We start from the raw sequence: 13,072 nt of genomic DNA on the forward strand, positions 1-13,072 counted from the left end.
GCCACGACGGCTCAGCTGCTGAGGCGTTGATTCCCCAACCTCCGATCCGTCATGCCGGATGGTGTCCCCCGATCATACGGGGCGAAGCCCCCGATCGGGGGTCCCGGGGCGTACTCCATCTGCGGCTGCGTCCCTGATCAGCCGCGCTACACCCGCGCTACCACCGGCACCCGGCCACGCACGGCCGCGCTTCGCACCCAGAACGCCTCAGGCGCGCTTCGTGCCCAGTATGTGCAGCTGCGTCGCGACCGAGTGGAAGGCGGGCAGTTCTGCCGCGGCCGCCTCCAGCTTGAGCAGGGCCTCCATGGCGCCGGGCTCGGTGTCCACCAGGACGCCCGGTACGAGGTCGGCGAAGACCCGTACGCCGTGGACCGCGCCGACCTCGACGTCCGCCGCGGAGACCAGCTCGGTGAGTTGCTCCGCGGTGTAGCGCCGGGGTACCGGGTCCCCCTCGCCCCAGCGGCCCGCCGGGTCGCCGAGCGCCTGCCGGGCCTCGGTGAAATGACCGGCGAGCGCCCGGGCCAGGACGGCACCGCCGAGCCCGGCGGCGAGCAGGCTGAGCGCACCGGCCGGACGGAGCGCCTCGACCGCGTTGCGCACACCCTCGGCGGGGTCGTCCACGTACTCCAGGACTCCGTGGCACAGCACCGCGTCGTAACCACCGCGCTCGACCACCTCGAACAGGCCGTGGATGTCGCCCTGGACGCCGCTGACCCGGTCGGCGACCCCGGCCTCGGCGGCGCGGCGCTCCAGGGCGAAGAGCGCGTTGGGGCTGGGGTCGACGACGGTGACCCGGTGACCGAGACGGGCCACGGGCACCGCGAAGTTGCCGGTGCCGCCGCCGGTGTCCAGGACATCCAGGGCGTCCCGGCCGGTCGCCTTGACCCGGTGGTCGAGGGCGTCCTTCAGGACCTCCCAGACCACAGCGGTACGGAGGGAGGCGCGGGGGCGCAGCTGGTCCGACACGGCAGATGACTCCTCGACACGGTGCCGCCACTGACGGCGGAGCGTGAACAGTGCAGGTGGTACACGTGCTGTCCACCCTATTGCCTCGCGCCACCGTCTCCGTCATCCCGCGTCGGGCCGCTCCTTCCGGGCCTGTGGGAGCACCGGCTGAAGCACCAGCAACCGCTCGACCAGGCGCAGGAACATCTCCGCGTCACGCAGCAGGTCGTCGGCGTCCCGCCGGCTGGCCGCACCCGGTATACCGGCTTCCGCGCGGGCCCTGCGGCGGGCGCCGGAGGCGAACAGCGCACTCCATTCGGTCAGCTCGGGGGCTATTTCCGGGAGGACCTCCCAGGCGCTGCGGATCCGCTCCCGGCGCCGCCTGGAGATCTCGGGGCGGGCCCGGGCGGCGAGCACGGCGGCGGCGGTGCGCAGTGCGGCCAGGTGGGCGGTGGCATACCGCTCGTTCGGCACATCGAGAACGGCGGCCTCGTCGAGGCCGGTGCGGGCCTGGGCGAGCAGATCGAGGGCGGCGGGCGGCGCCGTGGTGCGGCGCAGAACGGGATGGACATCGCTTGCCGGGCCGGTCAGTGAGGGGGCAGGGCCGTCTGCGCGGCGCCGGGGTGCGGCTGCTGCGGACGAGTGGGCCATGACGAAACCTCCTGTCTCGTGTAACGGCTCCGTGGCCGTATGTATCCATCGTGGCGGGCGCCACTGACAATCGACCCCACCTCCACCCTGACCTGCGCCTTTGCTTCGATCGCGAGTTCGGACTAGATTTTTGCACTGACCAGTCAGTTCAAAACGAGGGAGAGTCTGTGGACAGCCCGCACGGGGCAGCCGTCACCGCCGAGGATCTCGGGCTCAGGGGACCGCGCGGCTGGGCCTTCCGGGGCGTGGGCATCGAGGCCGGGCCCGGCTCACTGGTGGCGATCGAGGGCCCCTCCGGCTCCGGCCGGACCTGCCTGCTGCTCGCGCTCACCGGCCGGATGCGCCCCACCGAGGGCCTGGCGGAGATCGGCGGACTGCGTCTGCCGCGCAAGATGGCCGCCGTACGCCGCATCAGCGCACTGGGCCCGGTGCCCGGGGTCAGCGAGCTCGACCCGGCCTTCACCGTCGCGGAGCACCTGCGCGAGCGGGCTCTGCTGCAGCGCCGCTTCGGCGGGTCGCTGCGCGCTCTGCCGCGTCCGCGCGCCGAGCGCGTCGCCGCCGCGCGGGGACGGATCGACGCCGCGCTGGATGCCGCCGGACTCGACCTCGCCACCCTGCCCAAGGCCGAGCGGACCTCCGTGCGGGATCTGGAACGGCTGGATGCGCTGCGGCTGGCCATCGCCCTCGCGCTGCTCGGCCGGCCGCGGCTGCTCGCGGTGGACGACGCCGATCTCAAGCTCTCCGACGCCGAACGCGCCGAGGCCTGGGAGCTGCTGCGCTCCGTCGCCGACAGCGGCACGACCGTGCTCGCCGTGTGCAGCCAGGCGCCCGAGGGCGCCATCACCGTACGTACCGACACCACGGCCGCACCGGCGGACACGCGGGATGCCGCGGCCGAGGAGACCACGACCGAGGAGGGACCGGCCGATGCGTTCGCCGAGACTGGCCGCGCTTGAGCTGAAGCGTTTCGGCAGGGGAAAGCTGCCGGTCGCCGCGCTGATCGCGCTCCTGTTGCTGCCGCTGCTCTACGGCGCCCTGTACCTGTGCTCCTTCTGGGACCCGTACGGCCGCCTCGACAAGATCCCGGTGGCCCTGGTCAACAACGACAAGGGCGCCACCGCCGCCGGGAAGCGGATCACGGCAGGCGACGAGATCACCGGCGAGCTGCTCGACTCCAAGACCTTCGAGTGGCACGAGGTGAGTTCCGCCGAGGCGCACAAGGGCGTCGAGGACGGTACGTACTACCTCTCGCTCACCATGCCCTCGGACTTCAGCCAGCGGATCGCGTCCAGTTCGGGCGACTCCCCCGAGACCGGCGCGCTCCAGGTGCGGACCAACGACGCGAACAACTACATCGTCGGGCAGATCTCCCGTTCGGTGTTCTCCGAGGTGCGCACCGCCGCGTCGACCAACGCCTCACGCGGCTACCTCGACCGGATCTTCATCAACTTCTCCGACCTCCATGACGCCACCGCGGAGGCGGCCAAGGGTGCCGACGACCTCAAGGGCGGTATCGGCAAGGCGAAGAAGGGGTCGCAGGATCTCGCGGACGGGCTGAAGGACGCCAAGGACGGCAGCAGCAGTCTGGCCGGTGGGATCGTCAAGCTGAACAAGGGCGCGGGTGACCTCGAATCCGGCTCCCGGCAGGTCGCCGACGGCACCCAGCTGCTCGCCGACAAGGTCAACGGGGTGGCGGCCGACGTCCGCCCGTTCCTGAAGGACAACGGCACGTCCATCGGCGACACCGCACGGCTGGTCGCCGACTCCTCGCAGACCGTGCGGGACAACCTCGACCTGATGGTGAAGACGACGCCCACCGCGGCCACCACCGCCCACACGGCCTCCGACGAGCTGACCGAGGTCTACCGCACCCGTTGCACGGAGCAGCCGCCCGCCGACCCCACCGTCTGCCCGCCGCTGAAGCGCGCGGAGACCGCTGCGGCCGATGTCGCGAAGGTCGCCGACGATGTGAACATGCTGGTCACCAGCCAGAACGGGGATCTGAAAAAGCTGCGCGACCGGCTGACCACGCTGCAACGGCAGGCCGATGACCTGGCCAAGAACGCGCCGCACCTGGACGAGGACCTGAAGTCCGCCGTGGAGAAGGTCAACGCGCTGAACACCGGCGCCCACAAGGTCGCCAAGGGAGCGAACGAACTGCACACCGGCCTGGCCACGGCCAGGACGGGCTCCGCGAACCTGGACACGGGCGTGAGCAATCTCAAGAAGGGCGCGACCGACCTGGACGGCGGGCTGATCCGGCTCGGCGACGGCTCGGCGGCCCTCGCCGAGGGACTCAACGACGGTGTCGGCCAGATCCCCGACTACGACGAGAAGGACCGCGACGCGCGTACGGAGGTCATGGCCGACCCGGTGCGGCTGGCCTCCGAGTCGCTGCACGCGGCCCCCAACTACGGCACCGGCTTCGCCCCATACTTCATCCCGCTCTCCCTCTGGGTCGGCGCGATGGTGGCGTACATGCTGATCCAGCCGCTCAACCGGCGCGCACTCGCCGCCGGGGCCTCCGCCTGGCGGATCGCCTTCGCGGGCTGGCTGCCGGTCGCCGCGATCGGACTGCTCCAGGTGGCCGCCCTGATGTCCGTACTGCACTGGGGGCTCGGGCTGCAGATGGCCCGCGCCGCCGGGACGATCGGCTTCCTCGCGCTGACGACCTGCTGCTTCGCAGCGATCGTGCAGTGGCTCAACGCCCGGTTCGGGGCCTCGGGCCGCATCCTCGTGCTGGCGGTGCTGATGCTCCAGCTGACCTCGGCCGGGGGCACGTATCCCGTACAGACCAGCCCCGGGTTCTTCAACGCGATCCACCCCTACCTGCCGATGAGTTACATCGTCGAGGGTCTGCGCCGGCTGATCACGGGCGGCGGCCTCGGCCCGGTCTGGCAGGGGAGTGCGGTGCTGCTGGCGTTCACGGCGGGGGCGCTCGCCCTGACCGCGGTCGCCGCGCGCCGCAAGCAGGTGTGGACCCTGGAGCGGCTGCATCCGGAGCTGAGCCTGTGAGCGCGCCCGGACCTGTGAGAATCAGGTGCATGGAAAGCAGTAGCACCACGCGCCGCCAGGCTACCCGGCAGAAGCTCTACGAGTCGGCCGTGACACTCATCGCCGAGAAGGGCTTCTCGGCGACCACGGTGGACGAGATCGCCGAGCGCGCCGGAGTCGCCAAGGGCACGGTCTACTACAACTTCAAGAGCAAGACCGAACTCTTCGAGGAGTTGCTGCGCCACGGCGTCGGGCTGCTCACGGCATCGCTGCGCTCCGCGGCCGAGGACACCGAGGAACACGGCGGCACCCGGGTCGAGGCCCTGGACGCGATGATCAGGGCCGGTCTGGTCTTCATCGACCGCTACCCGGCCTTCACCCAGCTGTACGTGGCGGAGCTGTGGCGCACCAACCGGGCGTGGCAGTCGACCCTCCTGGTGGTTCGTCAGGAGGCCGTCGCCGTGGTCGAGGGGGTGTTGCGCGAGGGGGTGAAGAACGGCGAGCTCAGCGAGGAGATCGACGTCCAGCTGACGGCCGCGGCCCTGGTCGGCATGGTGCTCGTGGCCGCGCTGGACTGGCAGGCGTTCCAGCCGGAGCGATCGATCGACGATGTGCACTCGGCGCTCTCGCTCCTGCTGCACGGCCGGGTCAGCGGGCGCTGACCGGGCGGCGTGGGCCGACCCGGCGGACGGCGTCGGCCGACCCGGTGGCAGGGGCTGACCTCGGCAGGCGGCGTCGGCTGAGCCCGGCGGCGTCGGCCGAGCCACGCTGCCGGACTGCCCCTGAGCCGGAACGGCCCGACGTACGGACACGCGAAGACGCCGGTCCGGTGAGGCTCGATCCCCCCGAGCCTGCGCCGGACCGGCGTCTCCTGTGCTGTCGGAGAGCCTTCCCCCGTGACCCCCGTTTCCCCCGTGGTCCCCGGGCTCTCCGCCGTACTCCCCCATTCCGGAAAGAGTTGCCGCACCCGCTCCGCCGCCCCGTGTCGGCGGTGCCGGTGCCGCGCCTCTCCCCGTGGGCTCCACTCTCCCGTCCGCGCAGGTCGGAACCCATCCGCGCATCTACTCATCTCATCGCCTAGGTACGGATACTCAGGGCTGCGCACCGATCCCCACCCCGGGACCTGCTCCATCTGGTTACGATCGCGTCCGTGTCCGTACTCCCCCTGGTGTTCACAAGCGGCTGGGCGAGCGGGATCAACGCCTATGCGGTGGTCCTGTTGCTCGGTGTCTTCGGCGCGACCGGTCTCAGCGACGAGGTGCCCGCGTCGCTGCAGCGCACCGATGTCCTCGTCGTGGCCGGCGTGCTCTTCCTCTGCGAGGTGGTGGCGGACAAGATCCCGTACGTGGACTCGGTCTGGGACTCGGCGCACACCGTCATCAGGCCGGTCGCCGGGGCCGTCGTGGCGGCGCTGCTGGCCGGCGGGAGCGGTTCGCTGCCGGAGCTCGCGGCCGGGGCCGTCGGCGGTTCCACCGCTCTGATGAGTCATCTGGTGAAGGCGGGCACCCGGATGGCGGTCAACACCTCCCCCGAGCCGTTCAGCAATATCGCGATGAGCACGGCCGAGGACCTGGGCGTCGCGGGAATCGTCACCTTCGCGATATTCCATCCGCTGGTGGCCGCGTCCATCGCCGGGACCCTGCTGCTGCTCGGCATGGTGGTGCTGGTCTTCCTGGCCTCCCGGATCCGCCGGTTCCTGCGCCGCAGGGCGCAGCGCCGCGCGGAGAAACGCCTGGTGGGAGCCGGTTCGCACTGGCCGCCGGGCTGAGTGTCGGAGGTGGCCGTTAAGGTCACTGACATGGCACGTATTGCGGTGATCGGCGCCGGGATGGGCGCGATGGCGGCGGCCGCCCGGCTCGCCGTGGCAGGCCACCGGGTGACGGTGTACGAGCGGTCGGACACCTTCGGCGGCTCGGTCGGCCGGTACGCCCATGACGGCTTCGCCTTCGACACCGGTCCCACGCTGCTGCATCTGCCCGCGGTCTACCGTGACTTGTTCGTGAAGACGGGCAAGGAGCCGCTGGAGCGGTGCGTCACGATGACCCAGGTCGATCCGGCGAGCCGCCACGTCTTCGCGGACGGCACGGCGGTCTCGCTGCCGAATGCGTCACGGGCCGGGGTCGTCGCCGCCCTGGACACCGCGCTCGGGGGCGGCGCGGGCGCGGCCTGGGGCGAGTTCCTCGACCGGGCGCGCGACGCCTGGGACCGGTCCCGGCGTCCGCTCCTGGAGGAGCCGTTGCGCTCCGACTGGCAGGTGCTCGGCCGGGATCCGTATCCGGCGCTCCGGCGGCGCCGCCTGCTGCGCCCGGCCAGTCGGGCGGACACGGTGGCGGAGATCGGCGCGTGGGAGCTGCCGGACCCCCGGCTGGCCGCGCTTCTCGACGGGTACGCCCTGTCGTACGGGCTCGACCCGCTGCGCGCCCCGGCAGCCGCCGCCCTGCTGCCGTACATGGAGGAGACCTTCGGCAGTTGGTACGTCTCCGGCGGGATCCGGGCCCTGGCGCGGGCGGTGTACGAGCGGTGCCTGGCCCGGAAGGTGGAGTTCGTCTTCGGCGGCGAGGTGGCCCGGGTCGTGGAGAAGGACGGCCGGGCGGCAGGCGTCGAGCTCGTGGACGGGACGGTCGCCGAGGCCGCCCATGTGGTGCTGGGCGCCCGTCCGCATCCGGGCCTGGTGCCCGGTCAGGAGCTGTGGCGGGACGGCGATGTGGCGGTTCAGCCGCGGCCGGGGCACGGGGTGGTGCCGGGCCGGTTCCTGGTCCTGCTGTCGCTGCGCGGCGCCCGGCCGGGGGACGCCGTGCACCGGACCCTGATCCACCCGGCGGACGGCGCGGCGGAGCGCACGGCGGTGTTCGGCGGCCGGCTCGCCGACCGTCCCACGGTGACGGTGCTGCGCCCGGACGACCCGTCGACCCGCCCCGACGACGCCCACGAGGCGGTGACACTGATGGCGACGGTCGCCCCGCACGGTGCGGTCGACTGGACGGACCAGGTGTTGCGCGAGTGGTGTGCCGATGCGCTGATCGAGGCGGCCGGCGCGGCCGTGCCCGGCCTGCGGGAGCGGCTGCTCCACGCCGAGGTGCGGACCCCGGCCGAGACGGCGGACGACACCGGCGCAGAGGGCGGTTCGGTGCCCGCGCCCGCGCTGGCCGGAGCGCAGGGCGCGTATCTGCATCCGGGCAATCGCACCCGGCTGCCGGGGCTCTACGCCGCGGGCGGTTGGTCGCACCCGGGCGGCGGGCTCGCCCATGCGGGGATGTCGGGGGCGCTGGTCGCCGGGCTGATCGTGGAGGGGGACGGGTTCCGGGGCTCGCAGTGATCCCGGAAGCCGCCGGCCGGGCCCGTCGTCAGTAGAAGCTGTCTGCCCCGGCTCCCGGGCCCGTCATCAGTAGCGGTACTGCTGTTCGTCGTAGCCGTTGCCGTTGCCGTAGCCGTTCGGGTACGGGGCCGGCTGCGCGGGCTGCTCCGGAGGCGTGGGCGGGTACTGCTCGCCCTCGCGCTGCTGCGGCACCCAGACACCGCCGGGCGGGGTCTCGGGGGCGTACTGCTGGGCGTACGGGTCCGCGGTGTACTGCTGCTGGCCGCCGTAGCTGTCATAGCCGTCGCCATAGCTGTCGTACGCGGCGTACTGCGTGGAACCGCCGGTGGTGCCGGTCCCGATGTACGGGTCGGAGTACGCGGCGTACTGCTGCTGACCGGTGCCGTAGTCGTACTGCCCGTGCCCGGCGAAGGAGTCCTGGCCGGGGAAGGAATCCTGGCCCGCATACGGGTCCTGGCCCGGCGCGGCGTGCGTGGAGTGGCCGGCGTAGGGGTCGTACGCGGCGTACTGCGGCTGCTGTTCCGCCTGCCTGCCCTGGCCCTGCTGCGGCCGCTGGTGATCGCCGTAGATGCCGTACTGCCCGGTGTCGTCGGGCAGCGGCTCCGGCTCGTAGACCGCGGTCCGCTGCTCCGGAGTCCCCGGTGCCGCGGACGATGCCGCCGCGGCGTCCGCCTGCGCCGGGACCCGCTCGCCGTGCTCCAGCTCCAGGTCCGACACTTCGAGCGTGGGCTCGCGGCCGTCCCGGTCGCCGCCACCCCGGCGGCGACGGCTCTCACCGGGGCTGCCCCCTATCGCCCAGCCGGTGGAGAAGCCGCGCCGGAAGGACAGCGTGACGTACGTCTGACCGGTCGCGAACGCGATGGCGCCGACGACGATGACGAACACGGACGGCATCAGCACGCCGACGACCACGCAGCCGAAGCCCGCGAAGGCGAGCAGTCGCCAGCGAAGGCGTGCCTTGTACTGCAGGAGCACCTCACCGAGCAGCCACAGCGCGACGATTCCGAACGCGATATAGAGGACCGTCCAGCCCATGCCCGCCCCCTCCTACGGCCACCGCCCCGGGTCGTGGCGGGTACGGCCGGTCACGACTGCTTGTGCAGTCCGAGATTCTCGTAGATTTCGAGCGTCGCCGTCGAGTTGTTGAGCGTGATGAAGTGCAGTCCGGGCACACCCTCGGACCGCAGCCTCGCGCAGAACTGCGTTGCGAAGTCGATACCAATGGAGCGTACAGCGGCGGGATCGTCCTTGGCGGCGAGGATGCGTTCTTTCAGGGAGGAAGGAAAAGACGCGTTGCTGAGCTGCGCAAACCGTTCCAACTGCTTGACGCTGGTCAGCGGCATGACCTCGGGGATGATCGGGGTTTCGCAACCCGCAGCGACCACCCGGTCACGCATCCGCAAATAGTCCTCCGGATTGAAGAACATCTGCGTGATCGCATAGTCGGCACCGGCGCGGCACTTGTCCACGAAATTCCGGATGTCGGTGTCCCAGTCGGTCGAGCGCGGGTGCATCTCGGGAAATGCCGCGACGCCGACACAGAAATCTCCGGATTCCTTGATGAGCCGGACGAGATCGGCGGCGTACCGCACGCCCTGCGGGTGCTTGACCCACTCGCCCATCGGGTCACCGGGCGGGTCTCCGCGCACGGCGAGGATGTTGCGGATTCCGGCGTCGGCGTACTGCCCGATCATGTTGCGCAGCTCGGCGACGGAGTGGTTGACCGCCGTGAGGTGCGCGACCGGAGTGAGGGTGGAATCGGCGGCGATCTGCTCGGCGACCCTGACCGTACCCGCCCGGGTGGAACCACCCGCTCCGTACGTCACGGAGACGAAGCTCGGCCTCACCGCCTCGACGCGGCGCAGCGCATTCCAGACGTTCCGCTCGCCCTTCTCGGTCTTGGGCGCCCAGAACTCGAACGAATACGAAGTCTTGCCGGTCGCGAGGAGCTCACGCACCGTGTGTGCGTGATCCGTCCTGGTAGATGGTGTGCCAAGGGCCATACCGGCAGGTTAACCAGAGCACGACGACCCCCGGACCAGACCAGCAGCAATTGTCCGAATTGACCCAATGTTTGTCCATCCTTCGGACAACCGGCTTCGGACAGCAGGCATCGGGCGCCCGGCTTCGGGCGCCCGGCTTCGGGCGCCCGGCTTCGGGCGCCCGGCTTCGGGCGCCCGGTCGGATCACGTCCCTGCGCGCGCCCGGATTCGCTCGGCCAGCCCGGCGGTGGCGGCGGCCGGGTCGGTGGCCTCGGTGATCGCCCGTACGACGACCACCCGGCGCGCTCCGGCATCCAGCACCTCGTCGAGATTGCCCGCGTCGATCCCGCCGATGGCGAACCACGGGCGTCGGGTGCCGAGCGAGGCGGCGTACCGCACGAGGTCGAGGCCCGGAGCGTGCCGACCGGGCTTGGTCGGGGTGGGCCAGCACGGTCCGGTGCAGAAGTAGTCCACCCCGGGCTCGGCCACGGCCGCGTCGACCTCGGACTCGGCGTGGGTGGAGCGGCCGATCACCACGTCCTCAGCGATGACGGCGCGGGCGGCGGGGACCGGCAGGTCGCCCTGGCCGAGGTGCAGCACGTCGGAGCCGATGGCGTGGGCGACATCGGCCCGGTCGTTCACCGCGAGGAGCCTGCCGTGGCGCCTGCAGGCTTCGGCGAAGACCGCCAGGTGTTCGAGCTCCTCGGCGGCTTCCATCCCCTTGTCGCGCAGCTGGACGATGTCCACCCCACTGGAGAGGACGGCGTCGAGGAAGGCGGGGAGGTCACCTTGGCGCCTGCGGGCGTCCGTGCACAGATACAGCCGGGCATCGGACAGCAGCGCGCGAGGCGTGGACATGGCGCGGTTCCCCCTGGAGAGCGTTGCGGAACGGTTGTCGGTACGGCGCGGGGGTGCGGGCCGCGCACTGCTGCGCGGCCCGCCCCTCACATACGGCCTGCGGTCAGACGGCCAGCGCCTGGGCGCGACGCTTCACCTCCGTGCCGCGATTCTCGCTCAGTGCCTGGGCAGGGGTGCCCGGCAGGGTCGGGTCGGGGGTGAAGAGCCATTCCAGCATCTCTTCGTCGGTGTAGCCGTCGTCCCTCAGGAGCGTCAGGGTGCCGGAGAGGCCCTTGACCACCTTGTCGCCGTCGATGAAGGCGGCAGGCACCTGGAGCGCCCGGTTCTCACCACGTCGTACGGCAATGAGCTGGCCCTCCTTGACCAGCTGCCGTACGCGCGTCACCTCGACACCGAGCATTTCGGCGATGTCGGGGAGGTGGAGCCAGGCGGGGACGAGAGCATCGATCTTTGCGTCAATCTCGGTCACGGGGACAAGCCTGCCATCCCGGACTGACAGCCGATACCCGGACTCAGCCCTTCAGGGCGTCGCGGACCACGTCCGCGACGCGGCAGTGGCTCTGCTGGTCGCGGGTGACCCAGCCGTGCGCGGTCGTCAGGGAGCGCGAGTAGCAGGCTCCGGTGTCCGTGGTGCCCCGGTAGGTCTCGGTCGAGGCTCCGTCGGCGGACTGGACGACACCGTTCGTGCGGGCGATGCTGCCGGTCGAGTCCACGGTGTCGTCCGTGACCGCGTCCGTGTGCCACGCGTGTGCGGAGCCCTTGCGGGACGTGTCGACGAGCACCCGGCGCTGGGTGACGGCGGCCCGCATGTCGTAGTTGTTGTAATCGCCGTACAGCGGGATGTCCATGTCCACGTCGATGGGGTAGGACCAGGTGTTCCGCTGCGCGTCCGTGCGCCCGTGGAGCTGGGTCGTCACCGTGGTGGAACCGTGGTCACGCTGGTGCATCACCTGGTGGCTGCCCGTGCGGGAGACGTTGTCCGTGTTGGTGTACGCGAACTCCTGCTCGACGGTGGTGGTGACCCGGCCCTTCGAGGTCTCGACATAGCCCGAGATCTTCCAGGAGCGGCCGGTCGACACGGAGACGTCCGTGGAGCCGTCCTTGCGCGGGGTCTGGACGGTCTTCACGACCGGGGCGTGGCTGAGCGTGTTGGCGGTCACCTTGCCGCTCGTGCGGGACGCGTGCGCATCCGTGTCGAGGAAGAGCGAACCGTCGACGTTCCAGCCGTCGGCCGCGCCGTACGGGGTGATGCTGATGGCGTGCGGCTTGCCGTCGGCCAGCAGACCCGCGAAGGGGGTGAGGTCGATGTCGTACGCCTCGGTCTTGAACTGGTCGACGGCCGGGATCGGGCGCCACAGGGTCGGCACGATGCCGCCGGAGTACACCACGGGGTACGGCTGGGCGAGGCCGGCGGGCTGTCCGTCGACCGCGACCTGCACCTCACGGTAGGGGCCGCCGCCGCAGAGGTAGTCGGGGGCGGTTTCCGCCAGGTCGCTGGGGACCGCGTCGAACCACTGCTCGTCGCAGCCGCTCCCGCGTGCGTAGACCTCCAGGCGCGCCTTGGTCAGGTTACGCGGGAAGGTGACCTCGGTGCGGGTGGAGCCGCCCTTGCCGACGTTCATCCAGGGGGCGCTGTCGGAGTCGGTGTCACCGAGCGGGACGATGCGGTCGGCCGTGCCGGCGGCCGGGTGACGCTTGTCGGCCTGGTAGTACGTGATCTTCAGGTTGATCCTGTACACGCCGGTGTACGTGTCGTTGACGACATTGCCCAGTTCGAGCTGGAGCTTCTGCGGGTCCTTGAGGAGCGGCGCGAAGTCGGTGATGTCCTTGGCGACGTGCCAGCTGATGCCGTCGTCGTCGGGCTCGGCGGTGCTGGTGCGGAAGACCTCCGCGCCACCGATGAAGACCGCGGCGAGGCGGTCGTACTGACGCCCCTTCACGCTGCCCGACCAGTCGAGGACGACCTTGTTCCACGGACCCTTGCACTTCTCGGGCGGGGTGAGCGTGGTGGTGTACGGCGGCCCGCCGAGGGTGTAGCCGAAGTCGTGGTCGACGGCCGTCACCGAGCAGCTCTTGGTGTCCGGGCGGGAGACCGGCGGCAGCGCGTCGATCGGATCCTGGTAGTCGACAGCCGGGTTGGAACCGGGCTTGGGAGTGGCGCCCGCGTACGCCGGGGCGGCGAGTGCGCCTCCGACGAGGGCAATCGACGCCGAGGCCATGGAGATTCCGCGCAGCGCGCGGGCCCATCTGTGTCGAAACATGCGCATCCTTCGAAGAGTATGAAATGAGCACTCGAAAAGATGCACAGTGCACTAACTTCTGACCT

12 protein-coding genes are annotated in these 13,072 nt (G+C 71.1%); 5 read left to right on the top strand and 7 right to left on the bottom strand.

Annotated features, from left to right (window positions below):
• Positions 1 to 207: 207 nt before the first annotated feature.
• Entirely contained in the window at positions 208 to 966 is a 759-nt protein-coding gene (locus OG936_RS07985; RefSeq protein ID WP_406493496.1) for a class I SAM-dependent methyltransferase, read from the bottom strand.
• 102 nt (positions 967 to 1,068) lie between these two features.
• Positions 1,069 to 1,596: an SAV_6107 family HEPN domain-containing protein gene (locus OG936_RS07990; RefSeq protein ID WP_406493498.1), complete on the bottom strand. Its 528-nt coding sequence runs from the start codon at positions 1,594 to 1,596 to the stop codon at positions 1,069 to 1,071.
• A gap of 167 nt (positions 1,597 to 1,763) precedes the next feature.
• Between OG936_RS07990 and OG936_RS07995 the strand changes: the two genes are divergently transcribed.
• The 5 genes from OG936_RS07995 to OG936_RS08015 all read left to right on the top strand — a co-directional run bounded on the left by OG936_RS07995 (position 1,764) and on the right by OG936_RS08015 (position 7,906).
• The gene (locus OG936_RS07995) at positions 1,764 to 2,552 is read left to right on the top strand and encodes an ATP-binding cassette domain-containing protein (RefSeq protein ID WP_406493499.1); all 789 of its coding nucleotides are present in this window, start codon (positions 1,764 to 1,766) and stop codon (positions 2,550 to 2,552) included.
• Positions 2,524 to 4,611, top strand: a complete 2,088-nt coding sequence (locus OG936_RS08000; protein ID WP_406493501.1) for a YhgE/Pip family protein — start codon at positions 2,524 to 2,526, stop codon at positions 4,609 to 4,611. The genes OG936_RS07995 and OG936_RS08000 overlap by 29 nt, the downstream gene beginning before the upstream one ends.
• Before the next feature lie 29 nt (positions 4,612 to 4,640).
• The gene (locus tag OG936_RS08005; protein ID WP_406493503.1) at positions 4,641 to 5,252 is read left to right on the top strand and encodes a TetR/AcrR family transcriptional regulator; all 612 of its coding nucleotides are present in this window, start codon (positions 4,641 to 4,643) and stop codon (positions 5,250 to 5,252) included.
• Between the two features lie 488 nt (positions 5,253 to 5,740).
• Entirely contained in the window at positions 5,741 to 6,358 is a 618-nt protein-coding gene (locus OG936_RS08010) for a DUF4126 domain-containing protein (RefSeq protein WP_383750247.1), read from the top strand.
• Between the two features lie 30 nt (positions 6,359 to 6,388).
• Positions 6,389 to 7,906 (top strand): phytoene desaturase family protein, encoded by a 1,518-nt coding sequence (locus tag OG936_RS08015; protein ID WP_406493505.1) that lies wholly within the window; start codon positions 6,389 to 6,391, stop codon positions 7,904 to 7,906.
• Positions 7,907 to 7,972: 66 nt separating this feature from the next.
• On the opposite strand, the gene OG936_RS08020 is transcribed toward OG936_RS08015, so the two are convergent.
• From OG936_RS08020 to OG936_RS08040, 5 genes are all read right to left on the bottom strand, one after another.
• Positions 7,973 to 8,941, bottom strand: coding sequence for a hypothetical protein (locus OG936_RS08020; RefSeq protein WP_406493507.1), 969 nt, complete (start codon positions 8,939 to 8,941; stop codon positions 7,973 to 7,975).
• Between the two features lie 50 nt (positions 8,942 to 8,991).
• Entirely contained in the window at positions 8,992 to 9,909 is a 918-nt protein-coding gene (gene metF / locus OG936_RS08025) for a methylenetetrahydrofolate reductase [NAD(P)H] (RefSeq protein WP_406493508.1), read from the bottom strand.
• 183 nt (positions 9,910 to 10,092) lie between these two features.
• Entirely contained in the window at positions 10,093 to 10,746 is a 654-nt protein-coding gene (gene thiE / locus OG936_RS08030) for a thiamine phosphate synthase (RefSeq protein WP_383750257.1), read from the bottom strand.
• A 103-nt stretch (positions 10,747 to 10,849) separates the two neighbouring features.
• On the bottom strand, positions 10,850 to 11,215 hold the full coding sequence (locus OG936_RS08035; RefSeq protein ID WP_362204522.1) for an Rv2175c family DNA-binding protein: 366 nt from the start codon (positions 11,213 to 11,215) through the stop codon (positions 10,850 to 10,852).
• 43 nt (positions 11,216 to 11,258) lie between these two features.
• Positions 11,259 to 13,007: a peptide-N4-asparagine amidase gene (locus OG936_RS08040; protein ID WP_406493510.1), complete on the bottom strand. Its 1,749-nt coding sequence runs from the start codon at positions 13,005 to 13,007 to the stop codon at positions 11,259 to 11,261.
• Positions 13,008 to 13,072 lie beyond the last annotated feature (65 nt).

Source organism: Streptomyces sp. NBC_00846, from assembly GCF_045207325.1.
Taxonomy (GTDB): domain Bacteria; phylum Actinomycetota; class Actinomycetes; order Streptomycetales; family Streptomycetaceae; genus Streptomyces.